Source organism: Arthrobacter sp. 9MFCol3.1 (genome assembly GCF_000620385.1).
In the GTDB taxonomy this organism is placed as follows: domain Bacteria; phylum Actinomycetota; class Actinomycetes; order Actinomycetales; family Micrococcaceae; genus Arthrobacter.
This window is the reverse complement of sequence record NZ_JIBJ01000006.1, coordinates 221,932-245,206: the sequence shown is the minus strand read 5'-3', so window position 1 is coordinate 245,206 and position 23,275 is coordinate 221,932. Positions and strand designations below refer to the sequence as shown.

The 23,275-nt window shown below is 66.9% G+C and carries 25 protein-coding genes; 17 read left to right on the top strand and 8 right to left on the bottom strand.

Annotated elements, in window-relative coordinates; genetic code table 11:
* Positions 1-15 precede the first annotated feature (15 nt).
* The 3 genes from C560_RS0108230 to purU form a co-directional block, all read right to left on the bottom strand.
* Entirely contained in the window at positions 16-537 is a 522-nt protein-coding gene (locus C560_RS0108230) for a gamma carbonic anhydrase family protein (protein ID WP_026537832.1), read from the bottom strand.
* Between the two features lie 102 nt (positions 538-639).
* Positions 640-1,083, bottom strand: coding sequence for a class I SAM-dependent methyltransferase (locus C560_RS21440; protein WP_043422783.1), 444 nt, complete (start codon positions 1,081-1,083; stop codon positions 640-642).
* 21 nt (positions 1,084-1,104) lie between these two features.
* On the bottom strand, positions 1,105-1,965 hold the full coding sequence (gene purU / locus C560_RS0108220) for a formyltetrahydrofolate deformylase (protein WP_026537831.1): 861 nt from the start codon (positions 1,963-1,965) through the stop codon (positions 1,105-1,107).
* Positions 1,966-2,278: 313 nt separating this feature from the next.
* Here purU and glyA point away from each other — a divergent pair, with 313 nt between their 5' ends.
* The 11 genes from glyA to C560_RS21430 all read left to right on the top strand — a co-directional run bounded on the left by glyA (position 2,279) and on the right by C560_RS21430 (position 12,189).
* Positions 2,279-3,577, top strand: coding sequence for a serine hydroxymethyltransferase (gene glyA, locus C560_RS0108215; protein ID WP_018774763.1), 1,299 nt, complete (start codon positions 2,279-2,281; stop codon positions 3,575-3,577).
* Between the two features lie 3 nt (positions 3,578-3,580).
* On the top strand, positions 3,581-4,561 hold the full coding sequence (locus C560_RS21435; protein ID WP_051533054.1) for a bifunctional methylenetetrahydrofolate dehydrogenase/methenyltetrahydrofolate cyclohydrolase: 981 nt from the start codon (positions 3,581-3,583) through the stop codon (positions 4,559-4,561).
* Between the two features lie 183 nt (positions 4,562-4,744).
* Positions 4,745-5,692, top strand: a complete 948-nt coding sequence (locus tag C560_RS0108205) for an ABC transporter ATP-binding protein (protein ID WP_026537830.1) — start codon at positions 4,745-4,747, stop codon at positions 5,690-5,692.
* A gap of 10 nt (positions 5,693-5,702) precedes the next feature.
* Positions 5,703-6,581 (top strand): ABC transporter permease, encoded by an 879-nt coding sequence (locus tag C560_RS0108200; RefSeq protein ID WP_026537829.1) that lies wholly within the window; start codon positions 5,703-5,705, stop codon positions 6,579-6,581.
* Positions 6,578-7,426, top strand: a complete 849-nt coding sequence (locus tag C560_RS0108195) for an ABC transporter permease (RefSeq protein ID WP_026537828.1) — start codon at positions 6,578-6,580, stop codon at positions 7,424-7,426. Before C560_RS0108200 ends, C560_RS0108195 begins: the two co-directional genes overlap by 4 nt.
* A 40-nt stretch (positions 7,427-7,466) precedes the next feature.
* A complete protein-coding gene (locus C560_RS0108190; RefSeq protein ID WP_026537827.1) occupies positions 7,467-7,823 on the top strand; it encodes a VOC family protein in 357 nt (118 codons plus the stop codon).
* 92 nt (positions 7,824-7,915) lie between these two features.
* The gene (locus C560_RS0108185) at positions 7,916-8,485 is read left to right on the top strand and encodes a hypothetical protein (protein ID WP_026537826.1); all 570 of its coding nucleotides are present in this window, start codon (positions 7,916-7,918) and stop codon (positions 8,483-8,485) included.
* A gap of 10 nt (positions 8,486-8,495) precedes the next feature.
* A complete protein-coding gene (locus tag C560_RS0108180; protein WP_026537825.1) occupies positions 8,496-9,329 on the top strand; it encodes an exodeoxyribonuclease III in 834 nt (277 codons plus the stop codon).
* Positions 9,330-9,346: 17 nt separating this feature from the next.
* Positions 9,347-10,462 carry a tryptophan--tRNA ligase gene (gene trpS / locus C560_RS0108175; RefSeq protein ID WP_018774755.1) on the top strand — a complete coding sequence of 372 codons (1,116 nt, stop codon included), beginning with the start codon at positions 9,347-9,349 and terminating at the stop codon, positions 10,460-10,462.
* Between the two features lie 4 nt (positions 10,463-10,466).
* Positions 10,467-11,078 (top strand): 2'-5' RNA ligase family protein, encoded by a 612-nt coding sequence (locus C560_RS0108170; RefSeq protein ID WP_026537824.1) that lies wholly within the window; start codon positions 10,467-10,469, stop codon positions 11,076-11,078.
* On the top strand, positions 11,023-12,189 hold the full coding sequence (locus tag C560_RS21430; RefSeq protein WP_026537823.1) for a YihY/virulence factor BrkB family protein: 1,167 nt from the start codon (positions 11,023-11,025) through the stop codon (positions 12,187-12,189). The genes C560_RS0108170 and C560_RS21430 overlap by 56 nt, the downstream gene beginning before the upstream one ends.
* On the opposite strand, the gene C560_RS0108160 is transcribed toward C560_RS21430, so the two are convergent.
* The 5 genes from C560_RS0108160 to sdhC all read right to left on the bottom strand — a co-directional run bounded on the left by C560_RS0108160 (position 12,152) and on the right by sdhC (position 16,692).
* Positions 12,152-12,916, bottom strand: coding sequence for an alpha/beta hydrolase family protein (locus C560_RS0108160; RefSeq protein WP_026537822.1), 765 nt, complete (start codon positions 12,914-12,916; stop codon positions 12,152-12,154). The genes C560_RS21430 and C560_RS0108160 overlap by 38 nt on opposite strands.
* Before the next feature lie 126 nt (positions 12,917-13,042).
* Positions 13,043-13,825: a succinate dehydrogenase iron-sulfur subunit gene (locus C560_RS0108155; RefSeq protein ID WP_026537821.1), complete on the bottom strand. Its 783-nt coding sequence runs from the start codon at positions 13,823-13,825 to the stop codon at positions 13,043-13,045.
* A 1-nt stretch (position 13,826) separates the two neighbouring features.
* Complete coding sequence (gene sdhA / locus C560_RS0108150) at positions 13,827-15,635, bottom strand: succinate dehydrogenase flavoprotein subunit (protein ID WP_026537820.1); 1,809 nt, start codon at positions 15,633-15,635, stop codon at positions 13,827-13,829.
* A gap of 178 nt (positions 15,636-15,813) precedes the next feature.
* Positions 15,814-16,308: a succinate dehydrogenase hydrophobic membrane anchor subunit gene (locus tag C560_RS0108145; protein ID WP_026537819.1), complete on the bottom strand. Its 495-nt coding sequence runs from the start codon at positions 16,306-16,308 to the stop codon at positions 15,814-15,816.
* Positions 16,309-16,311: 3 nt separating this feature from the next.
* Positions 16,312-16,692, bottom strand: coding sequence for a succinate dehydrogenase, cytochrome b556 subunit (gene sdhC / locus C560_RS0108140; protein ID WP_079553238.1), 381 nt, complete (start codon positions 16,690-16,692; stop codon positions 16,312-16,314).
* A gap of 267 nt (positions 16,693-16,959) precedes the next feature.
* Here sdhC and C560_RS0108135 point away from each other — a divergent pair, with 267 nt between their 5' ends.
* The 6 genes from C560_RS0108135 to C560_RS0108110 all read left to right on the top strand — a co-directional run bounded on the left by C560_RS0108135 (position 16,960) and on the right by C560_RS0108110 (position 23,129).
* On the top strand, positions 16,960-18,093 hold the full coding sequence (locus C560_RS0108135; protein WP_026537818.1) for a mannose-1-phosphate guanylyltransferase: 1,134 nt from the start codon (positions 16,960-16,962) through the stop codon (positions 18,091-18,093).
* A gap of 97 nt (positions 18,094-18,190) precedes the next feature.
* Entirely contained in the window at positions 18,191-19,390 is a 1,200-nt protein-coding gene (locus C560_RS0108130) for an amidohydrolase (protein WP_026266654.1), read from the top strand.
* Between the two features lie 275 nt (positions 19,391-19,665).
* Positions 19,666-20,130 (top strand): MarR family winged helix-turn-helix transcriptional regulator, encoded by a 465-nt coding sequence (locus C560_RS0108125; RefSeq protein ID WP_051533053.1) that lies wholly within the window; start codon positions 19,666-19,668, stop codon positions 20,128-20,130.
* A 117-nt stretch (positions 20,131-20,247) separates the two neighbouring features.
* Positions 20,248-20,679, top strand: a complete 432-nt coding sequence (locus C560_RS0108120; RefSeq protein WP_026537817.1) for an organic hydroperoxide resistance protein — start codon at positions 20,248-20,250, stop codon at positions 20,677-20,679.
* Positions 20,676-21,707, top strand: coding sequence for an NADP-dependent oxidoreductase (locus tag C560_RS0108115; RefSeq protein ID WP_026537816.1), 1,032 nt, complete (start codon positions 20,676-20,678; stop codon positions 21,705-21,707). The genes C560_RS0108120 and C560_RS0108115 overlap by 4 nt, the downstream gene beginning before the upstream one ends.
* A gap of 315 nt (positions 21,708-22,022) precedes the next feature.
* On the top strand, positions 22,023-23,129 hold the full coding sequence (locus tag C560_RS0108110; RefSeq protein WP_026537815.1) for a BMP family ABC transporter substrate-binding protein: 1,107 nt from the start codon (positions 22,023-22,025) through the stop codon (positions 23,127-23,129).
* Positions 23,130-23,275 lie beyond the last annotated feature (146 nt).

Sequence of the window (23,275 nt, the reverse complement as noted above, 5' to 3'; positions counted from 1 at the left end):
AGGCACCCGTGCAGCTCAGGCGCTGTGAAGTTCGCGGTGCGCGCGTGCCAGTTCCTGATAGTGGGCGGCGTTGTGCTGGACGCCGGCGAACTCCTCGTCGCTAAGCTCGCGCCGGACCTTGGCCGGAACGCCGGCCACCAGGGAGCGCGGCGGGATGACGGTGCCCTCCAGCACCACGGCACCGGCGGCGATGAGGGACCCGGCGCCGATCACAGCCCCGTTGAGGATGGTGGCGCTCATGCCGATCAGGCAGTCGTCCTCGACGGTGCAGCCGTGGACCACGGCGCTGTGGCCGACGCTGACCCGCGCCCCGACGGTGCAGGGAAAGCCGGGGTCGGCGTGCAGCACCACATTGTCCTGCAGGTTGCTGCCGGCGCCGACGCTGATGGCGGCGGTATCGGCGCGGACGCTGACACCGTAGAAGGCGCTCGAGTTCTCGGCCAGGGTGGCGTTGCCGATCACCGAGGCAGTGGGCGCGACGAAGGCGGAGTCATGGACGGCCGGGGCGGTACCGGCGAATGCGTAGAGGGGAGCCATGCCTCCAGCCTAGGACACGCCCCCGCCCCGTTGAGCTGTCAGATCCGGTCCCTCTGGGCGCTGTTTGAGCACCACAACCGATAGCGCAACGGGAAATGAGGGTCAGGCGGGGGAGCGGAGCACCGTGAAGCCCTCGCCGCGCGAGCCGCCCTCGCCGCGCGAGCCGCCCGCGCTGCGCGGGTCGGGGGCGGGGAGCACGACGGCGATCGGCGCGCCCGGTTCCGCCACCCGCCCGAGTTCGCGGACGACGTCGTCCCACTGCTCCGGGGCCAGGCCCGCCAGGGCGTCCACGGCCCACACCGAGGCAAACGCAGCATCGGCGAACGGCAGCGAGACCGGTCCGGCCACGGTGGCCTCGAGCCCGTGCGCCCGGGCGATGTGGATGTTCTCCTCGGACTGGTCGACGCCGGTGAAATGGATGCCGGACTGCACAAAGTGCAGCCCGTCGGCGCCCGGGCCACAATCGAGGCCAAGGACGCCGTGCCGGCCCTCATTCTTCAACAGCGCCACAAATGATTCGAGCCGGTCCCTGCGGGAGGATTCCATAGCTCCAGTTAATGACCGCTTTTAGTTAAAGACAACCGTCCGGTTGCCGTCGAGCAGGACGCGGTGCTCGGCATGCCACTGCACGGCCTGGGCGAGGGTGCGGCCCTCCACGTCGCGGCCCATCTGGACGAACTGCTCCGCCGTGCGCCGGTGGTCCACGCGGATGACTTCCTGCTCGATGATGGGCCCCTCATCCAGGGCCGCAGTGACGTAGTGCGCCGTGGCGCCGATGAGCTTCACGCCGCGGGCATGCGCCTGGTGGTAGGGCTTTGCGCCCTTGAAGGAGGGCAGGAACGAGTGGTGGATGTTGATGGCCTTGCCCGTCAGCTCGGTGCAGAGCTCGTCCGAGATGATCTGCATGTACCGGGCCAGGACGGTGAGCTCGATGTCGTGTTCCTTCATCAGGAGACGGAGGGCGTCCTCGGCCTGGACCTTGGTGTCCGGGGTGACCGGGATGTGGTGGAACGGGATGCCGTAGAACTCCGCCAGGCCCTCGAGGTCGCGGTGGTTGGACACGATGGCGGGAATGTCGATCGGCAGGGTCCCGGAGCGCTGCAGGAACAGCAGGTCGTTCAGGCAGTGGGCCGAGGTGCTGGCCATCAGCAGGGTACGGACCTTCCGGCCGGCCGGGTTGAGGCTCCACTGCATCCCGAAGGCCTGCGCCACAGGTTCCAGCGCCGCCTGCAGCTCTACCTGGGACGCCGCCGTCGTCGCCTCCACCCGCATGAAGAAGGTGCCCGTGCCCTGGCTGCCGTACTGCTGGGAGTCTGTAATATTGCAGCCCGCCACCAGGAGGGCTCCGGCGACGGCGTGCACGATGCCCGGCCGGTCGGGGCAGGACAGGGTCAGGATGTAGGAGGCAGTCAGGTTCTCATCAGTCACGAGGAACAGCCTACCTGCGCTTCAAGGGCAGTTTGGAAAGGGTTTTGGTAGTGTTAACCCGTCGCAACTGGCGTTGGATGGCTAACCATCAGGGAGCGGCACTCACGAAGACCACGGATCGTACGCCTGGGCCGAGGGTCATGTCTTACCGGTCGGCAGCATCACCGCTGCCGCACCGTTGCTGGTGCCCGCGCGGGGTGCCTCCCGCCGCTGTCGCGGCCCGCTGTCAAGGGGCCCGTAATCAAAGGGCGGTGCAACGGGCCAGCCGGTAGCCTGACCAATAGCCGTACCCGTTGCCTACCAGGAGTTCCTCGTGACTACTACCACCGCCACCTCAGCCGCCGTGAGCAACCAGCCGCTGGCCGAACTCGACCCTGAAATCGCCGCCGTCCTCGCCCAGGAACTTGGCCGCCAGCGCGGCACCCTGGAAATGATCGCTTCCGAGAACTTCGCCCCGCGCGCCGTGATGGAAGCCCAGGGCTCCGTCCTGACCAACAAGTACGCCGAGGGTTACCCGGGACGCCGCTACTACGGCGGGTGTGAATACGTCGACGTCGCCGAGCAGCTCGCGATCGACCGCGTCAAGGAACTGTTCGGCGCCGAATACGCCAACGTGCAGCCGCACTCCGGCGCGCAGGCCAACGCCGCCGCGCTCGCCGCCATGATCACCCCGGGCGACAAGATCCTGGGCCTGTCCCTTGCCCACGGCGGGCACCTCACCCACGGCATGAAGCTGAACTTCTCCGGGAAGCTCTACAACGTCGCCGCCTACCAGGTCGAGGAACATGACTTCCGGATCGACATGGATAAGCTGCGCGAGCAGGCCATCGCCGAAAAGCCGCAGGTGATCATCGCCGGCTGGTCCGCCTACCCGCGGCACCTCGATTTCGAGGCCTTCCGTTCGATCGCCGACGAGGTCGGCGCCCTGCTCTGGACCGACATGGCGCACTTCGCCGGCCTCGTCGCCGCCGGACTGCACCCGAGCCCGGTGCCGTACTCCGACGTCGTGACCTCCACCGTCCACAAGACGCTCTCCGGTCCGCGCTCCGGCGTCATCCTGGCCAAGCAGGAGTGGGCCAAGAAGCTTAACTCTGCCGTGTTCCCCGGCCAGCAGGGCGGCCCGCTCATGCACGTGATCGCCGCAAAGGCCGTGGCCTTCAAGATCGCTGGCACCGAGGAATTCAAGGAGCGCCAGGAACGCGTGCTCGAAGGCGCCAAGATCATCGCCGAGCGCCTCGGCCAGGCCGACGTCGCCGGTGCCGGCGTCTCGGTCCTGACCGGCGGCACCGACGTGCACCTGGTCCTGGTGGACCTGCGCAACTCCCAGCTGGACGGCCAGCAGGCCGAGGACCTCCTGCACTCGATCGGCATCACCGTCAACCGCAACGCCGTGCCGTTCGACCCCCGCCCGCCGATGGTCACCTCCGGCCTGCGCATCGGCACCCCGGCCCTGGCCACCCGCGGCTTCGGCGCCGAGGAATTCACCGAGGTGGCGGACATCATCGCCACGGCGCTGAAATCCGGAGCTGCCACGGAGATCGAGTCCCTGCAGGCTCGCGTGGACAAGCTCGCCGCCGACTTCCCGCTGTACCCGCAGCACGAGCAGTGGTAGGCCATGACTTCGACTGACACCGCAAAAGCAGCCGCAAAAACGGCTGACACTGCACGGATCCTTGACGGCAAGGCTACCGCCGCCGCCATCAAGGCCGAGCTGACCGAGCGCGTGGCCGTGCTCAAGGCCCAGGGCATCACCCCCGGGCTGGGCACCATCCTGGTGGGCTCCGATCCCGGCAGCACCTGGTACGTCGGCGGCAAGCACAAGGACTGCGCCGAGGTGGGCATTACCTCCATCCGCCGCGACCTGCCGGAAGAAACCAGCCAGGACGACCTCCTGGCCGTGGTCCGCGAGCTCAACGAGAACCCGGAATGCACCGGCTACATCGTCCAGCTGCCCCTGCCCAAACATATCGACCAGGACGTCATCCTGGAGGCCATGGATCCTGAGAAGGACGCCGACGGCCTGCACCCGATGAACCTGGGCCGGCTCGTGGCCAACGTCAGCGGACCCATGAAGTCCCCGCTGCCGTGCACGCCCAAGGGCTGCGTGGAGCTGCTGACCCGGCACGGGATCGACCTGAACGGTAAGCGCGTGCTCGTGGTGGGCCGCGGCGTCACCATCGGCCGCCCCGTGGGGCTGCTGCTGACCCGCAAGGACGTCAATGCCACCGTCATCCTGGCCCACACCGGAACCGTGGACCTGCCGGCAGAACTGCGGCAGGCCGACGTCGTGATCGCCGCCGCCGGGCAGCCGCACATGATCAAGGCCGGGGACCTCAAGCCCGGGGCGATCGTGCTCGACGTCGGTGTCAGCCGGGTCGATGACGGCAGCGGCAAGGCCGTGGTCACCGGAGACGTGGACCCCGCTGCGGCCGACGTCGCCGCCTGGCTCTCGCCGAACCCCGGGGGAGTCGGCCCGATGACCCGCGCCATGCTGCTCGCCAACGTGGTGGAAACCGCGGAACGCCAGTTGGCAGAGAAAGACCGCTGGGCTGAGAAAAACCGCATAGCAGCGGAACGCCACTCCGGGCCCGCCTAAGGCTCCTGCAGTGGTTGGGCCGGCGTTCGGCGGGCCCAACCACCGCAGGATTCCGCACGTTTTATCGCCTCCCGGCATAACGGAACGGATACGTCAGGAGTTTTTACGAAAAGACTCTTTCATAGTTTGCGGGGATCCACTACCGTAGTGCGGGTGTCTGAACTTGCCTCTAAAGAATCACGCGTGAGCGGCGCCTCCGACGCTTCTCTCCAGTACGTCATCACCGCCGAGAACCTCACCAAACGCTACGGCGACGTCACCGCCGTCGACGGCATCTCCTTCCGCGTCCCCGCCGGGGAAGCCTTCGGCCTGCTGGGCCCCAACGGCGCCGGCAAGTCAACCACGATGAAGATGATCGGCGGGGTCTCGCAGCGCACCTCCGGCAGCCTGGACATCATGGGCCTGGACCCCGAACAGCACGGGCCGGAGGTCCGCGCCCATCTGGGCGTCGTGCCGCAGCAGGACAACCTGGACGAGGAACTGAAAGTCCGGGACAACCTGCTGGTCTACGGCCGCTATTTCGGCCTGCCGATGAGCTACCTCAAGCCCAAGGCCGACGAACTGCTGGAATTCGCCCAGCTCACGGACAAGGCCAACTCCAAGGTCGATGCCCTCTCCGGCGGCATGAAGCGGCGCCTGACGATCGCCCGCTCGCTCATCAACGAGCCCCGGATCCTGCTGCTCGACGAGCCCACGACGGGCCTTGACCCGCAGGCGCGGCACATCCTCTGGGACCGGCTGTTCCGGCTCAAGGAACAGGGCGTCACCCTGATCCTCACCACGCACTACATGGACGAGGCCGAACAGCTCTGCGACCGCCTGATCGTGGTGGACAAGGGCAGGATCATGGCCGAGGGATCGCCCGCCAGCCTGATCCGCGAATACTCCACCCGGGAGGTCCTGGAACTGCGCTTCGGCTCGGAGCGCAACGCGAGCGTCGGCGCGGAGCTCGGCGGCATCGGCGAACGGGTGGAAACCCTGCCGGACCGGGTCCTCATCTACGCCCACGACGGCGAGGCCGCCCTGGAGCAGGTCACCGCCCGGGGCCTGCGTCCGGTCACCTCACTGGTCCGCCGCTCCTCCCTCGAAGACGTCTTCCTGCGCCTGACCGGCAGGAGCCTCGTTGACTAAGAAGGAACAGTTGACTCAGCCAATTCAGGCGGCGGCGACGACGGCGGGGACGACGGCGGCGGGGACGGCCCTGCGCGCGCACTCGCCGGAAGTCTCGGCCGCCCGCGCCCGCCGCTGGGGCGCGTTCTACTACGCCGAGCAGGTCCTCCGGGTCATGAAGGGCTACGGCTGGACCATCGTGATGTACGGCGTGGGACAGCCGGTGGCCTACCTGTTCGCGATGGGCGTTGGCCTGGCCACCCTCGTCGAGTCCAACGGCGCCGGCGTCTTCGGCGGGGTCAGCTACCTGACGTTCATCGCGCCGGCCCTGCTGATCTCGGCCGCCGTCATGACGGCGGCCAACGAGTTCACTTTCCCCGTGATGGACGGCTTCAAGTGGCGGCGCGTCTACTACGGCCCGCACGCCTCGCCGCTGACTCCCGAGCAGATCGCCGGCGGCCAGATCATCGCCGTGACGGTGCGCTTCCTGCTGCAGTCGGCCATCTACTTCGCCGTCGTCGCGCTCTTCGGCGCCGCCCCCGGCGCGTGGGCCTGGGTGTCGATCCTCATCGCCACGCTCGCCGGCTTGTCCTTCGGCCTGCCGCTCATGGCCTACGCGGCCACCATCCAGCACGACAAGGGCCAGTTCGCCATGGTCATGCGGTTCATTGTCATGCCGCTGTTCCTGTTCTCCGGCACGTTCTTCCCGTTGGACACCCTGCCGCTCGCTGTCCGCTGGATCGGCTGGATCTCACCGATCTGGCACGGAACGGAGCTTGGCCGCGTGGTCAGCTACGGGTACGAGGAAGCGCCGTGGCTCACCATCGTCCACGTCCTCTTCCTGCTGACCCTGGCGGTTGCCGGCTGGGTCCTGACCAAACGCAAGTTCGCCAAAAGGATGGCCTCATGAGCGTCCTGACCGGAAATTTCAACACCGGGGACCACAGCGTCACCGAAGCCGCGCGCCGCCGCCGCTTCGGGCCCATCTACTCCCGCAACGTCCGCGCCGTCGTCGCCCGCGGGCTCATGGCCACCAAGAGCAGCAACTGGATGGTCATGGCCTCCGGGTTCTTCGAACCCGTGCTGTACCTGATCTCCATGGGCGTGGGCCTGGGCGCGATTGTCGGGTCGGTCCAGGGCCCGGGCGGGCAGGAAATCAGCTACGCGGCGTACATCGCGCCGGCGCTGCTGGCCGTGTCAGCCATGAACGGCGCCGTCTACGACTCGACGTGGAACGTCTTCTTCAAGATGAACTTCGCCAAGCTGTACCAGGGCATGCTCTACACCTCGTTGGGGCCGCTGGATGTTGCCATGGGCGAAATCTTCCTCGCCCTGCTGCGCGGGGCCATGTACGCCACCGGCTTCACGGCCGTGATGGGCCTGATGGGCCTCATCACCACCCCGTGGGCCATCCTGATGATCCCGGCCTCGGTGCTGATTGCCTTCGGCTTCGCGAGCTTCGGCATGGGGATCACGAGCTTCATGAAGACATTCCAGCAAATGGACTGGATCAACTTCATCATGCTGCCGATGTTCCTCTTCAGTGCCACGTTCTACCCGCTCAGCGTCTACCCGCAGGCCATCCAGTGGCTGATCCAGGCCATGCCGCTGTGGCACGGCGTGGAACTGCTGCGGCAGATCAGCGTGGGGGTGTTCACCCCGGCCACCGCCGTGCACATCGGCTACTACCTGGTCATGATTGCCCTCGGCGTCCTGCTCACCACGAGCCGCCTGCGCAAACTGTTCCTCAAGTAGCCGTCCTTCAAGTAGCCGTCCTTCGAAAATAGGAGAACCCATGATCGGACAATGGCAGGCCCTCGTCATCGACTGCGAGGACCCCGACACCCTGGCCAGCTTCTACCAGGAGCTGCTGGGTATGATCCGGGTGCAGGAGGAAGAGGAGTGGATTTCGATTGGCGACGCCGCCGATCGTCCCGCCGTCGCCTTCCAACGCGTGGACCGACTGGTCCGGCCGCAGTGGCCCGACGCCGAGCACCCGCAGCAAATGCACGTGGACGTGAAAGTCGGGGACCTCGACGCCGGAGAGGCGGAAGTCCTCCGGCTGGGCGCCACGCGCCAGGAGGGCGGCGGCAAGACCTTCCGGGTCTACACGGACCCCAGTGGCCACCCGTTCTGCTTGGTCCTGACGTAAATGCCCGTCCTGACCTAGGCCGGGCGCCGCGGCGGCGTTCGCCCGGGGTGGAAGCGCAGCGGGCGGCCGGCCCCGTTTGCGATAATGGGCTCATGCAATCTCTGGGTAGCTCCTCGTCCACGTCCAACGACACCACGGCCCGGGGCCGGTACTCCATGTTCCGCATCAGCGGTCCGGGGCTGCTGGTCTTCATCATCGCGTTCGTAGTGGCCGTGATCTTCGCGGCCAACCAGAACGACGTCGTGGGCTGGATCGTGGCGATCATCGCCGGCTTCTGGCTGGCGCTGGCCTCCTTCGTCGTGTTCAGCATCCAGAAGGCCGCCAAGAAGGCCGGGGCCAGGCTGAACGAGGCCCAGAACGCGTTCAACGCCGCCGCCGGGCGGCCGCCGGCGACGGCCAGCGCGGACCACGGCGGCACCCGTGTGGTGAGCGAGAGCCGCGCAGCGGACAGCGTGAGGGACATGAAGCTGGACCACTCCTTCAAGATCGTCCAGGTCCAGGTCCGTGTGGTCGAGCAGGAGCGGGCGAAGGGCGAGGCGGCGGACCGCGACACTATCAGCCGTGCCCTGGAGACCATCGAGATCACCGCCACCAACGCGCGGGACATGATCAAATCCTCGGGCGGCGATGACGCTCCCGTCAGCGGAACCATCATCGACTAGAGTGGATCGGGTGAGCTCGGCATTGAAGAAGGACCACCTTCGCATCGCGTCAGTCAACGTCAACGGCCTTCGTGCCGCCTACAAGAAGGGCATGGCGGAATGGCTTGAACCGCGCGAGGTGGACATCTTGTGCCTTCAGGAGGTCCGCGCGCCGGACGCGATCGTCGAGGAACTGCTCGGCGAGGGCTGGTACATTCTCCACGCCGAGGCCGAGGCCAAGGGCCGGGCCGGCGTTGCCATTGCATCCCGGGAAGAGCCGCAGGCCACCCGGGTGGGGATCGGCGATGACTTCTTCGCCACGGCCGGACGCTGGGTCGAGGCGGACTACATCGTGCGGGACGCCGACGGGCAGGCCTCACAGCTGACCGTCGTGAGCGCCTACGTGCACTCGGGCGAGGCCGGCACCCCCAAGCAGGACGACAAATTCCGTTTCCTCGACGTCATGCTCCAGCGGCTGCCCGAACTCGCCAAACACAGTGACCACGCTCTGGTGGTGGGCGACCTCAACGTCGGCCACACGGAGCTGGATATCAGGAACTGGAAGGGCAACGTCAAACGGGCCGGCTTCCTGCCGGAGGAGAGGGCGTATTTTGACCGCTTCTTCGGCGAGGAAATCGGCTGGAAGGATGTTCACAGGGGCCTGGCGGGTAACGTCGACGGCCCCTACACTTGGTGGTCGCAACGGGGCCAGGCCTTCGACAACGACACCGGCTGGCGCATCGATTACCACATGGCCACGCCCGCTCTCGCTGCTGCCGCAGTGTCAGCCGTTGTTGACCGGGCCGCGTCCTGGGACACACGCTTCTCCGACCACGCCCCGCTGGTAGTGGACTACCGGCTCTAGTCTTAAGGCTTCTACGAATGACCACCACTTCAACTGCGACCACTGTGACCCAGGCCGGCGTCGCCCCCGACGTTGCGACTGCCACCGCGAAGGACGCCTCTGCGGCCACCGCGGCCCGGCACCGCATCCTCTCCGGCATGCAGCCCTCCGCCGACTCCCTGCACCTGGGCAACTATCTCGGCGCCCTCGTGAACTGGGTCCAGATGCAGGACGAGTACGACGCCATCTTCTTCATCCCGGACCTGCACGCGATCACCGTTCCGCAGGATCCGGCCGAGCTGGCGCACCGCACCCGGGTCACGGCCGCGCAGTACATTGCCGGCGGCGTCGACGTCGACAAGTGCACGCTCTTCGTCCAGTCCCAGGTGCCCGAACACGCCCAGCTGGCGTGGGTCCTGAACTGCATCACGGGCTTTGGCGAGGCGTCCCGGATGACCCAGTTCAAGGACAAGGCGCACAAACAGGGTTCAGACCATGCCAGCGTCGGGCTGTTCACCTACCCGATCCTGCAGGCAGCGGACATCCTCCTGTACCAGCCGCACGGTGTCCCCGTGGGCGAGGACCAGCGCCAGCACGTGGAGCTCAGCCGCGACCTGGCCCAGCGGTTCAACTCCCGCTTCGGCGACACGTTCACGGTGCCGCAGCCCTTCATCCAGAAGGAATCCGCGAAGATCTACGATCTGCAGCACCCCACCGCCAAGATGTCCAAGTCTGCGGAATCACCGGCAGGGCTGATCAACCTGCTGGACGAGCCCAAGGTCACGGCCAAGCGGATCAAGTCCGCCGTGACGGACACTGAGACCGAAATCCGGTTCGACCGGGAGGCGAAGCCGGGCGTGTCCAACCTGCTGACCATCTACTCCTCGATCACCGGGCAGAGCGTCGACGCCCTCGTCACCGCCTATGAGGGCAAGATGTACGGCCACCTCAAGGCGGACCTCGCCGAGGTGGTCACGGAGCACCTGACCCCGATCCGGAACCGGGCCAAGGAGCTGCTGGACGATCCCGCGGAGCTGGACCGGCTGCTGGGCCTCGGCGCGGACAAGGCCCGGGAGATAGCCTCGCTCACTCTGCGCGACGTCTACGCCAAGGTGGGGTTCCTGCCCTACGCCGGCGCCCAGGGAGTCCGCTAGGTCAATGTCCTCCGTCAGCAAAGTCACCGCGAAAGCCGCCACGTCGAACGGACAGCGCAGCGAAGGCATCAGCATCGGTGTGATCCTGAGGTTCCCGGCGGACATCGCTGAGGAGCTCCAGCGCTGGCGGGCATCCTTCGGGGACCCCATGGCCGCCGTCGTCCCGGCACACATCACCCTGGTCACCACCACCATGACGCAGGACTGGGCCGCGACCCAGCGCCACGTCCGGGACGTGGCCCGGCGGCAGGAGCCCTTCACGGTGACCATCGCGGGGACCGGATCTTTCCGGCCGGTGTCCCCGGTGGTCTTCCTGAACGTCGAGGACGGCTTCGGGGACTGCGTGAACCTGCACCGCCAGTTGCAGTCCGGCCCGCTGGAGCGGGAATTGCCTTTCGGCTACCACCCGCACGTTACCGTGGCCCATGACGTCGCCCCGGAAAGCCTCGACGAGGCCGAAACGGTCCTGAAGGATTACAGGGCCACGTTTCCGGTCGCTAGCATGGGTCTTTACGAGCACGATGACAACGGCATCTGGCAGCTACGGGAAGAGCTTGATTTTGGGACCAAACCTGACCACGACAGAGGCCCGGACGGCACCGCAGGCGCCCGATAAGCCGCCGCTCCCCACCGATCTGGCCGGGCTGAAACTGGAAGTCATCCGCAAGAGGGTCGAGTGGGGCAGGGTTCGGCGCTCCGGCGGCGGGACGATCGCGTCCCTGATGGCGATGATGAACTGGTTCCTGGCCCGGCTGAACATGCTGCTGCCCCTGCGCGTATACTCGCACTACCTCCGCCAGCGTGGCCCGCTGTTGAGTGCCGGCATTGGCTTCCGGATGTTCTTCTCCATCACGGGCCTGTTGGCCACCGGTTTGTCCTTGGCCGGGCTCGTGCTCAGCGACCATCCGGCCCTGCTGGACCAGGTCATCAAGAGTGTGGCCGCCGCTGCGCCGGGCCTGTTGCAGGTCGACGGCAGCGAGGGGCTGGTTGACCCCTATGAGCTGCTCAACCCCACCAGCCTGGGTTGGGCCGCCGGAATCGCCGCCGTGGTGACGGTGTTCACGGCCCTGGGCTGGATCAGCGGCATCCGCGACGGTACTCGGAGCATGATGCAGCTTGGCCCCCTGGTGATGAATCCGATCCTGCAGATACTCAAGGACGTCGGCACGCTGCTGCTGATGGGGGTGGCCCTGGTAGTCAGCTCCGCAGCCTCGCTGATCTTCGGCACGGCCGCCGGATGGGTTACCGAGCAACTGGGCCTCGAGCCGTTAGTCGCCGGGCCGCTGACGACCTCCGTCACGATCCTCGTGCCGCTGCTGCTCGGCTGGGGAACCGCCCTGATCATGTACCGGGTGGCTGCGGGGCTGAAGCCGGCCCGGCGCTCCCTGCTGGAAGGGACCACCCTCGCGGCGGTGGGCACCACCATCCTGCAGATCTTCAGCACCCAGCTGCTGGCCAGCGCGGGCAAGAACCCCATCCTGGCGCCCTTCGCCATCATCATCGGCCTGTTGATCTGGTTCAACCTGGTCAGCCAGGTTTACGTGATCTGTGCCGCCTGGGTGGCGATCCGGGAGGAAGACCTCAAGGCCGGCCCCGCCGCGGCGAGCACCGGCTGGGGTGCCCGGCGCGTCCAGCCGGGCAAAACGCCGGTCGAACAGCGGGGCCGCCGCAGGCCGCTGGCCGCCGCGTTCAGGCGTCGAGGTACTGGTCGGCCCATGCCGAAATAATCTTCGCCGCACGGGCCGCCTGGCCCTTGCCGGTCAGCAGATGGTCGCTGCCCTCCAGCGAGACGAAGCTGCGCGGGTGGCGTGCCGTCTGGAAGATGGTGCTGGCGTTTTCGATTCCCACCGTGTTGTCGGTGGGGGAGTGCAGCACCATGAGCGGCTTGTGCAGCTGCCGGATGCAGTCCGTCAGGTCCGCGTTCTCGAGGTCCTCCACGAAATGCCGGCGGATCTCCACCCGCTTGCCGCCGAGGTCCACCTCCGCGCTTCCCTCGCTCAGGATCCGGTCCAGGGCCGCGTCAAAGACGTGGGCCACGTGCTTGGGGGAGAAGGGGGCACCCACGGTGGCCACGGCCCTCAGCTCCGGGATCTGCCGTGCGGCGGACAGAACGGCCGCGCCGCCGAAAGAGTGGCCCACCAGCAGGGAAACCCGCCGGTCCGAGTCCCGCATGAATTCGGCGGCCTTGACGGTGTCGGCCACCTTGTGGCTGAAGGACCCCTCCGACCACATTCCCGCGGACTCGCCGAGCCCCAGGTTGTCGAACCGGAGCATCCCCACGCCGTTGTCCGCCAGGGCCTTGCACATCCGCGATGCCGAGGGGCTGTCCTTGCCCAGGGTGAAGCCGTGCGAGAACACGCCCCAGCCCTTGACCGGGCCCTCCGGCAGGTCCAGCACGCCGGAGAGCAGTTCGCCGGTGGAACCCTGGAACGAGACTTTTTCTGAGCGGGACACGGCGTCCCCTTTCATGTGAGGGCGGATCATTGCGGGCGGAAACGACGACGGCGCCCCCACCCGGAAGGTGAGAGGCGCCGTCGTCGGTAATTACTGAAAGTGAAGCCGGGCCGGTGGAACCGGGCCTTAGACCTTGCGGGACAGGATGGCCTGCTTGACCTCAGCGATTGCCTGCGTGACCTGGATGCCGCGGGGGCATGCCTCGGTGCAGTTGAAGGTGGTGCGGCAGCGCCACACGCCTTCCTTGTCGTTGAGGATCTCCAGGCGCATGTCGCCGGCGTCATCGCGGGAATCGAAGATGAAGCGGTGCGCGTTGACGATCGCCGCCGGGCCGAAGTACTGCCCGTCGGTCCAGAACACCGGGCAGGACGAGGTGCACGCGGCGCACAGGATGCACTTGGTGGTGTCGTCGAACCGCTCGCGGTCCTCGGCGGACTGCAGGCGTTCCTTGGTGGGCTCGTGGCCGCGGTTGATCAGGAAGGGCATGACTTCGCGGAAGGACTGGAAGAACGGCTCCATGTCCACGATCAGGTCCTTCTCCACCGGCAGGCCCTTGATCGGCTCGACCGTGATGGGCTTGGACGTGTCCAGGTCCTTCAGCAGCGTCTTGCAGGCGAGGCGGTTGCGGCCATTGATGCGCATGGCATCGGAGCCGCAGACGCCGTGGGCGCAGGAACGGCGGAAGGAGACGCTGCCGTCCATCTCCCACTTGATCTTGTGCAGGGCGTCCAGGACACGGTCGGTGCCGTACATGGTGACCTTGAAGTCATCCCACGTGGCGTCCTCGGAGACCTCGGGGTTGTAGCGGCGCACGCGCAGGGTGACGTCGAAGGACGGGATTTCCCCGCCGCCGCCGACGCCGGCGGGCAGTTCGATCTTGGATGCTGGCTCAGCGAGTTCAGCGCTCATCTTAGTACTTCCTCACCATCGGCTCGTAGCGCGTAAAGACCACCGGTTTGGTGGCAAGCCGGATGCCGGCTGTTGTTTTTGCGGTCCCCGCAGCTCCGTCCGCAGGGGCGTGGTCATCCTTGTACGCCATGGAGTGCTTCATGAATTTTTCGTCGTCGCGCTCGGGGAAGTCCTCGCGGAAGTGGCCGCCGCGGGATTCCTCGCGGTGCAGGGCCGCCACGGTCATGACCTTGGCGAGCTCGAGCAGGAAGCCCAGCTCCACGGCCTCGAGCAGGTCCAGGTTGAAGCGCTTGCCCTTGTCCTGGACGCTGATGCGCTGGTACCGCTCCTCGAAGGAGGCAATGTCCTTCAGGACCTGGTTCAGCGTCTCGGCGGTGCGGAACACCTGCATGTTGGCGTCCATGGTGTCCTGCAGTTCCTTGCGGATCGCAGCGACCTTTTCGGTGCCGTCGGAGGTGCGGACGTGGTCCAGCAGGTTCAGCGTGTAGGCCTCCGGGTCAGCGGGGAGTTCCACGAAGTCGGCGGTCTTGGCGTACTCGGCGGCGGCGATGCCGGCGCGCTTGCCGAACACGTTGATGTCCAGCAGCGAGTTGGTGCCCAGGCGGTTGGAGCCGTGGACGGAGACGCAGGCGACCTCGCCGGCGGCGTAGAGGCCCGGGACCACCGTGTCGTTGTCCTGGAGGACCTCGGCGCTGATGTTCGTGGGGATGCCGCCCATGGCGTAGTGCGCCGTCGGGAACACCGGAACCGGCTCCGTGTACGGCTCCACACCCAGGTAGGTGCGGGCGAACTCGGTGATGTCCGGCAGCTTGGCATCGATGTGCGCAGGCTCAAGGTGCGTCAGGTCCAGGAGGACGTAGTCCTTGTTCGGGCCGCAGCCGCGTCCTTCACGGACTTCGTTGGCCATGGAGCGGGCCACGATGTCGCGCGGGGCGAGGTCCTTGATGGTGGGCGCGTAGCGCTCCATGAAGCGTTCACCCTCGGAGTTGCGCAGGATCGCGCCTTCGCCGCGGGCGGCCTCGGAGAGCAGGATGCCCAGCCCGGCCAGGCCGGTCGGGTGGAACTGGAAGAATTCCATGTCCTCCAGGGGGATGCCCCGGCGGAACGCGATGCCCATGCCGTCACCGGTCAGGGTGTGGGCGTTGGAGGTGGTCTTGAAGACCTTGCCGGCGCCGCCGGAGGCGAACACCACGGACTTGGCCTGGAAGACGTGCAGTTCGCCGGAGGCGAGGTCGTAGGACACGACGCCGGCAACGCGCTTCTGCTTGTACGGTGTGCCGTCCTCGCGGACAGCGTCCTCTTCGACGGTCAGCAGGTCCAGAACGTAGTACTCGTTGTAGAACTCGACGTTGTGCTTGACGCAGTTCTGGTACAGGGTCTGCAGGATCATGTGGCCGGTGCGGTCGGCGGCGTAGCAGGCACGGCGGACCGGTGCCTTGCCGTGGTCGCGGGTGTGGCCACCGAAACGGCGCTGGTCAATGCGGCCCTCGGGCGTGCGGTTGAACGGCAGGCCCATCTTTTCCAGGTCCAGGACGGCGTCGATCGCTTCCTTCGCCATGACCTCGGCGGCGTCCTGGTCAACCAGGTAGTCGCCGCCCTTGATGGTGTCGAAGGTGTGCCACTCCCAGTTGTCTTCCTCGACGTTCGCCAGGGCTGCACACATGCCGCCCTGCGCCGCGCCGGTGTGGGACCGGGTGGGGTAGAGCTTGGTCAGTACTGCTGTTCGGGCGCGCTGACCTGATTCGATCGCCGCGCGCATCCCGGCGCCACCGGCACCGACGATCACGACGTCGTACTTATGGACCTGCATACCAGACGCTCTTTCTCTCAAAATTCGCTATAAACCACCGGCAGGCCGCGCCTGCCCGGTGAAGTCTCGTGCAATCTGCGCCTGCGCTCGGCAGGCAAGATCAGTTGCCGTGACGGACCGCCGGTTCCTGCCCGGACGGGCTGCGGTCCGCGGCGGTTCCGCCGTTACGGCTGAGCCCCTATGGCGCGGGGCAGAAGCCGCCGGGAAGCTGGACGCCGTTGGCCACGGGGCAAGGATCGAACGTGAAGATGACCAGGGTGCCCAGGATGATGATGACCGTGGTGGCCGCGTAGAGCACAATCTTCAGCCAAAGGCGCGTTGCGTCCTTCTCGGCGTAGTCATTGATGATCGTGCGGACGCCGTTGGTGCCGTGCAGCATGGCGAGCCACAGCATGGCCAGGTCCCAGAACTGCCAGAACGGATCGGCCCACTTGCCGGCCACAAAGCCGAAGTCGATCGCGTGGATGCCCTCCCCGACCAGGAGGTTCACGGTCAGGTGGCCGAAGATCAGCACCACCAGCACGACGCCGGAGAGGCGCATGAAGAGCCAGGCGAGCATCTCGAAGTTGCCCTTGGAGCCGCCGGTGCGGCGGTACTTCGGCTGGATCTTGCCGCTACTGGGTTTTCCACTACTGGGTTTTCCGCTGCGCGGGCTTTGAATGGTTGCAGTCATGGCTTAGTGACCTCCAAGGGCGAGGGACAGGTGGCGGATGGAGAAGCCGACCATGACGACGACCCAGAGGCCCAGGACCGTCCAGAGCATCTGACGCTGATACTTGGCACCCTTCTTCCAGAAGTCGACGGCGATGATCCGCAGGCCGTTGAAGGCGTGGAACACGATCGCCGCGACAAGGCCCGTTTCACCCAGGGCCATGAGGGGGTTCTTGTAGGCACCAATCACTGCGGTGTAGGCCTCGGGGGACACACGCACCAATGAGGTGTCCAGCACGTGGACCAACAAGAAGAAGAAAATCACTACACCGGTAATGCGGTGTCCAACCCAGGACCACATGCCTTCACGGCCGCGGTACAAGGTGCCAGCTGGTTTTGTCGGCACTGAATAAACCTCCCTGCAACACAGCGGCGCTGGCATGGGATCCACGCGGGGGGAACGCCTGCTGCGAGAGCACTCGTAAGCTCAAGCCTAAATCTAGGCTTCGCTCACAGCTTATTCAATTTAGGAACCCCTTGTTGACAGGCCCCGGCGCGGTTTTGCGTCCGATTTGAGACGAACGCCACATTTAGCCGTGGTTGCGGGCATCGGCAGGGCCTGATCCGGGCCCAATTCGGGCCGAATTGGCCGCCGTCGGCTAAAGTAGCCGTGATGACTACAGACAAAGTGACAAGCCAGGATTCACCGCTGGACCGTTTTATTGCGGTCATTCCGGCGGGCGGGGTGGGGACCCGCCTCTGGCCCCTGTCACGGGCAGCAGCCCCGAAATTCCTTCACGACCTCACCGGCTCGGGCAGCACTCTGCTGCGCGCGACCTATGACCGCCTCCAGCCCGTCGCCGGCAAGCACGTGCTGGTGGTGACCGGCTCCGCCCACAGGGCAGCCGTCTGCCGCCAGCTGCCTGAGGTCCTGGAAGCCGACCTCGTCCTGGAAAGCGAACCCAAGGACTCCGGCGCTGCGATTGGCCTCGCCGCGGCGATCCTCCACGAGCGGGACCCGGACATCATCATGGGCTCGTTCGCCGCGGACCAGGTCATCAGCCCGGACGACCTCTTCCAGGACGCCGTCCGTGAGGCCGTCTACACCGCGGCCGCGGGGAAGATCGTCACCATCGGCATCAAGCCGACCCACCCCTCCACCGGATTCGGCTACATCCGTTCCGGCGCGAACCTGCACATCCCCGACGCGCCCAGCGCGCAGTCCGTCGTGGAGTTCGTGGAGAAGCCCAGCGAGGAAGTGGCCCAGGAGTACGTCGACAGCGGCGAATATGTCTGGAACGCGGGCATGTTCGTGGCCCCGGTCTCGCTGATGCTCAAGCACCTCGAAGCCAACCAGCCCGAACTCTTCGCCGGACTCCAGGAAATCGCCAAAGCCTGGGACACCCCGGAGCGCGACGCCGTCACCGCCCGGGTCTGGCCCACGCTGCCCAAGATCGCCATTGACTACGCCGTTGCCGAGCCCGCAGCCGCCGCCGGCGACGTCGCCGTGGTGCCCGGAACGTTCCTCTGGGACGACGTCGGGGACTTTGCCTCCGTGGGCCGGCTCAACAGCGCCAAGGAAGTCGACGAGGTCACGGTCCTGGGCGAGGGCGCACGCGTCTTCACCGAGAACGCCAGCGGCGTGGTGGTCTCCGATACCAAGCGGGTGATCGCCCTGATCGGCATCAAGGACGTCGTGATCGTTGACACCCCGGACGCCCTGCTGGTCACCACCAAGGAACACTCACAGCGGGTCAAGCAGGCCGTGGACGCCATCAAGGCCAAGGGCGACACCGACGTCCTGTAGCCGGATGGGAGCGGATCACGGCCTGCGTAATGTTCAGCAATCCGTAACGCGCCGTACCCGATGCCGCTATTCTTTGGCCGCTCGATAGAGTTATTCCGTGCGCAACTATTCGACTGAAGCTGAGCCCACGACTCTCGTGGGGCCGTGGCTGGAGCCCCTCCTGCCGGAGCTGATTGCTTTCCGCCGCGACCTCCATGCGCATCCGGAACTTTCGTTCAAGGAATTCCGCACCACCGACAAGCTGGCGAAACGGCTCGAGGAAGCCGGGCTCAAACCGCGCCGCCTCGAGGGCACGGGCCTGACGGTCGACGTCGGGCAGGGTCCCATCGCCACCGCCCTGCGCGGGGACATCGACGCCCTGCCGATCATCGAGGAAACGGGCCTTGAGTTCGCCTCGAAGAACCACGGCGTGACCCACGCCTGCGGCCATGACGTCCACACCACCACCATGCTCGGGATCGCGCTGGTCCTGCAGCGCATGCACGAGGTATCCCCGCTGCGCGGGACGGTCCGGATCATCTTCCAGCCAGCCGAGGAAACCATGCCCGGCGGCGCCACCTCATGCATCGAACAGGGCGTCCTGGACGGCGTGCCGCGCATCCTGGCGCTGCACTGCGACCCCCGGATCGAGATCGGCAAGATCGGCACGCGGATCGGGGCCATCACCTCCGCCTCGGACACCATCAAGATCGAACTCTCCGGCCGCGGCGGCCACACCTCGCGCCCCCACCTGACCGAGGAACTGGTCTTCGCCCTGGCGCAGATCGCGGTCAATGTTCCCGCCGTGCTCTCGCGCCGCGTCGATGTCCGCAGCGGCGTGTCCGTGGTCTGGGGCCAGATCTCCGCAGGCTCGGCCCCGAACGCCATCCCCGGCAGCGGCTACATGGCCGGGACCATGCGCTGCCTGGACCGCGACGCCTGGCACGACGCCGGCGAGCTGCTCGACGACATCATCCGGCAGGTCGCCGAGCCCTACGGCGTCGACGTCCACCTGGAACACACCCGCGGCGTCCCGCCGGTGGTCAACTCCGAGCACGAGACCGCGCTGATCGAGGCCGCGGCCCGCGCCGAAATCGGCGAGGGCGCCGTGGTCCTGACCCCGCAGTCCATGGGTGGGGAAGACTTCGCCTGGTTCCTGGCCGACACCCCCGGCGCCATGATGCGCCTCGGCACCAAGACGCCGGGCGGGGAAGAGTACGACCTCCACCGCGGCGACTACATCGTCGATGAGCGGGCGCTGGGCCTGGGCATCCAGGTGCTCACGGCGGCGGCCCTGCGCACCATCCGCGACCTCTAAACCGTTCCGCCCGCGGCCCACCCGCCCCGCTGCGCCCACCGGCCCGGGCTGCGCCCGACGGCCCGGGCGGGCGCGGAGTTTCCCCACCTTCGCCGGCGCGACGCCGGGACACGCCCGCGGCGCGGGCCGACACGCCGCCGGGCCCTGCGAACATGGGAAATCCGGCTGATTCCTGCCGCGTTTGGCCCCTGCGCGCCGGCTGGCGGTTCCCATTCGGCAATTCAGTTGTGCACAACTGAATTGCACGCAACCGAATTGTGCCGTACGGTGGAGCTATGACTACGCCAGAGGAAGCCCGCAAGGCCGGGCCGGAAGCGCTCCGCCTGAACCGGCAGGTGTGCTTTGCGATGTACTCGGCCTCGCGCGCCGCCACGGCCGCCTACCGGCCCATGCTCGAGGAGCTCGGCCTGACCTACCCGCAGTACCTCGCCATGCTGGTGCTCTGGGAAGCTGAGCCGCGCAGCGTCCGTGAACTGGGAGAGGAGCTGGGCCTGGACTCCGGCACGCTCTCGCCCCTGCTCAAGCGGCTCGAAGCGCTCGGCCTCGTCCAGCGCCGCCGCTCCGCCGAGGACGAGCGCCGTGTGGAGATCTTCCTGACCGACGCCGGCGCCGCCCTGAGCGCCAAGGCCGGCGGCATCCCGCAGCGCCTGGCGGACGCCGCCGGGCTCACCGCCGCGGAACTGGACCAGCTCCGCGACACCCTGGCCCGGCTGACGAGCGCGCTCCACGCCTCCCACTAGGCCCACCCACTGGACCTACCCCTAATCCTTCCCACGAGGACCCCATACCGGGCCCTTGCCGGGCACCCCGCTGGGCCCATACCTGCTCAGACTTCCCGCCGACAGAACGGAAACCCCATGAAGACCCTTTACACAGCAGAGGCCCTGGCCTCCGGCGAAGGCCGCGACGGCACCGCCGTCAGCAAGGACGGCAAGCTGAGCGTCACCCTGGCCAGCCCGGTCGAACTCGGCGGTGACGGCGAGGGCACCAACCCCGAGCAGCTCTTTGCCGCCGGCTACGCCGCGTGTTTCCACTCCGCACTGCGCCTGGTGGGACGCAAGGAGCGTGCCGACCTGACGGACTCCGCCGTCGCCGCCAAGATCCACTTCGGCGCACTCGAGGACGGTGCCGGCTACGGCCTGGCCGCCGAGCTTGAGATCGCCCTGCCCGCCGTGGACCGGGACACCGCCGAGGCCCTGGTGGCCAAGGCCCACCAGATCTGCCCGTACTCCAACGCCACCCGCGGCAACATCGCCGTCGACATCACCATCCTGGAGGTAGCCGCATGAGCAACACCACCGAAACTCGCACCCTTCCCGCCGCCACCCGCGAGATCCAGCTGGCGTCCCGCCCGCACGGCCGCCCGGTGCCGGCGAACTTCCGCCTCGCCGAGTCGGCGCTGCCCGAACTGCAGGACGGACAGGTCCTGGTCCGCAACCTCTACATCTCGGTAGACCCGTACATGCGCGGGCGGATGAACGACGTCAAGTCCTACTCCGCGCCGTTTGCGCTGGATGCCGCACTCGACGGCGGCGCCGTCGGCGAAGTCATCGCGTCCCGGGCCGAAGGCCGCGCTGTAGGCGACACGGTGGTGCACGGCCTCGGCTGGCGCGAATACGCCGTCGTCGATGCCGCGGCCACCACGGTGGCGCGCACTGATCTGGCCCCCGCGTCAGCATTCCTCGGCGCCCTCGGCATGACCGGGCTGACCGCCTACGCGGGGCTGCTGAAGGTCGCGGAATTCAAGCCCGGCGACGCCGTGTTCGTCTCGGGCGCCGCCGGCGCGGTCGGCTCGCTCGTGGGGCAGATCGCCAAGGCCATGGGCGCGTCCCGGGTGATCGGCAGCGCCGGCTCGCCGGAAAAGGTGGCCCGGCTGCTCGAACTCGGTTTCGATGCCGCCTTCAACTATCACGACGGCCCGGTGGCGGAACAACTTGCCGCGGCCGCTGGTGAGCGCGGGATCGACGTCTACTTCGACAACGTCGGCGGCGAGCACCTCGAGGCAGCCTTGTCCTCCCTCACGGTCGGTGGCCGGGTGGCCATGTGCGGGGCCATCGCCCAGTACAACGCGACCGAACCGACGCCGGCGCCGCGGAACCTCATGCTGGCGATCGGCAAACAGCTGACGCTCAAGGGCTTCCTGGTGGGCGGCTACTGGCAGCACATGGCCGAATTTGTCGAGACCATGTCCGCCTGGCTGGCCGACGGAACGGTCCGCTACGACGAGACGGTGGTGGACGGGCTGGACAACGCCCCGCAGGCCTTCATGGACCTGCTCGACGGCGCCAACACCGGCAAGATGCTCGTCCGGCTGTAACTGGACACCAGCAAACGCCGTGCCTGCACGACGCCTCCGGCGCCGGTTTCCTTCGGGGACCGGCGCCGGAGGCGTATGTGCACCTCCGCTGGCACGGTGCCCGGCTACCACTAGGTAACAAGTTCTCAACAATCTGGGCATTCGCCGGGACCTGTGTTATCGGGACGTGGCGCAGGCCACTACAGTAGCTTGCATCAGTGCGCCTCGGCGCAGTGCTGCGAAATCCATCAGTGACAACAGAGATCAGCGGAACACCGCCGACAGACACTCATTGAACTTCCGTCGTAGCGCCTACTCTTTCTTCCTGGAGGAAAATTGAAGAACTCTCTGCGTGCCACCTTCAAGCGCGGATCAATGGCCGGCGTCGCCACCGCGGGCGCGGCTGCACTCCTGCTGACCGGCTGCGGAGCTGCCCCGGAGGCCAGCACCGCCACCAACACTGCAAGCAACTACACGGGCTGCATCGTGTCCGACTCGGGTGGATTCGACGACCAGTCGTTCAACCAGTCTTCCTACGAGGGCCTGAAGAAGGCCGAGAAGGATCTCGGCATCAAGACGAACGAAGCCGAGTCCAAGACCAACAACGACTTCGAACCGAACCTGCGCGCCATGGTTTCCGCCGGCTGCAACCTGACCATCACGGTCGGCTTCCTGCTCGGCGACGCAACGAAGGCCCAGGCCACCGCGAACCCGGACAAGCACTTCGCCATCATTGACTTCGGCTACGAAACCCCGATCACCAACGTCAAGCCGATCATCTACGACACGGCCCAGGCCGCGTTCCTGGCCGGCTACCTCGCAGCAGGCACCACCAAGACCGGGACGGTCGCCACGTTCGGCGGCATCAAGATCCCCACGGTCACCATCTTCATGGACGGCTACGCCGACGGCGTGAAGTACTACAACGAGAAGAAGGGCAAGGACGTCAAGGTTCTTGGCTGGGACAAGGCCAAGCAGGACGGCTCCTTCACCGGCGACTTCGAAAAGCAGGACAAGGGCAAGCAGTTCACCCAGAACTTCCTGGACCAGGGCGCCGACATCGTCATGCCCGTCGCCGGTCCGGTCGGCAAGGGTGCCGGCGCGGCCCTGCAGGAAGCCAAGGCAGCAGGCAAGGACGTCAAGCTCATCTGGGTTGACTCCGACGGCTTCCTCACGGCACCGGATTACAAGGACATCATGCTCTCCTCCGTCATGAAGCAGATGGGCGAGGCCGTTGAGACGGTCGTCAAGCAGGACAAGGACGGCCAGTTCACCAACAAGCCTTACATCGGCACCCTCGCGAACGACGGCGTCCAGCTGGCCCCGTTCCACGACATGGATTCCCAGGTTCCGGCCGAACTGAAGTCCGAACTGGACCAGATCAAGAAGGACATCGCCGACGGCAAGCTCAAGGTTGAATCTGCAGCCAGCCCGAAAGCCTAACTTCCTCCGCTAAGCGCCACGGCCCGTCCGGTCACCACCGCACGGGCTGTGGCGCTTTTCGTTGCGGCCCTTAGTGCCCCAGACCCCAGGCACTAAGCTGGTGCTGCAGCGCCCCTACGCGTCCGGACCAAGCCTTCCGGACACCT

What these genes read in the sequence shown, in the direction of transcription:
- C560_RS0108195 (WP_026537828.1), top strand. Translation starts at nt 6,578, where the DNA reads ATGAGCGTCCTGACCGGAAATTTCAACACCGGGGACCACAGCGTCACC.
- C560_RS21440 (WP_043422783.1), bottom strand. Translation starts at nt 1,083, where the DNA reads ATGGAATCCTCCCGCAGGGACCGGCTCGAATCATTTGTGGCGCTGTTG.
- sdhA (WP_026537820.1), bottom strand. Translation starts at nt 15,635, where the DNA reads ATGCAGGTCCATAAGTACGACGTCGTGATCGTCGGTGCCGGTGGCGCC.
- C560_RS0108120 (WP_026537817.1), top strand. Translation starts at nt 20,248, where the DNA reads ATGAAGACCCTTTACACAGCAGAGGCCCTGGCCTCCGGCGAAGGCCGC.
- C560_RS0108125 (WP_051533053.1), top strand. Translation starts at nt 19,666, where the DNA reads ATGACTACGCCAGAGGAAGCCCGCAAGGCCGGGCCGGAAGCGCTCCGC.
- C560_RS0108170 (WP_026537824.1), top strand. Translation starts at nt 10,467, where the DNA reads ATGTCCTCCGTCAGCAAAGTCACCGCGAAAGCCGCCACGTCGAACGGA.
- C560_RS0108230 (WP_026537832.1), bottom strand. Translation starts at nt 537, where the DNA reads ATGGCTCCCCTCTACGCATTCGCCGGTACCGCCCCGGCCGTCCATGAC.
- C560_RS0108155 (WP_026537821.1), bottom strand. Translation starts at nt 13,825, where the DNA reads ATGAGCGCTGAACTCGCTGAGCCAGCATCCAAGATCGAACTGCCCGCC.
- C560_RS0108115 (WP_026537816.1), top strand. Translation starts at nt 20,676, where the DNA reads ATGAGCAACACCACCGAAACTCGCACCCTTCCCGCCGCCACCCGCGAG.
- C560_RS0108135 (WP_026537818.1), top strand. Translation starts at nt 16,960, where the DNA reads ATGACTACAGACAAAGTGACAAGCCAGGATTCACCGCTGGACCGTTTT.
- C560_RS0108145 (WP_026537819.1), bottom strand. Translation starts at nt 16,308, where the DNA reads ATGACTGCAACCATTCAAAGCCCGCGCAGCGGAAAACCCAGTAGTGGA.
- trpS (WP_018774755.1), top strand. Translation starts at nt 9,347, where the DNA reads ATGACCACCACTTCAACTGCGACCACTGTGACCCAGGCCGGCGTCGCC.
- C560_RS21435 (WP_051533054.1), top strand. Translation starts at nt 3,581, where the DNA reads ATGACTTCGACTGACACCGCAAAAGCAGCCGCAAAAACGGCTGACACT.
- C560_RS0108190 (WP_026537827.1), top strand. Translation starts at nt 7,467, where the DNA reads ATGATCGGACAATGGCAGGCCCTCGTCATCGACTGCGAGGACCCCGAC.
- C560_RS0108185 (WP_026537826.1), top strand. Translation starts at nt 7,916, where the DNA reads ATGCAATCTCTGGGTAGCTCCTCGTCCACGTCCAACGACACCACGGCC.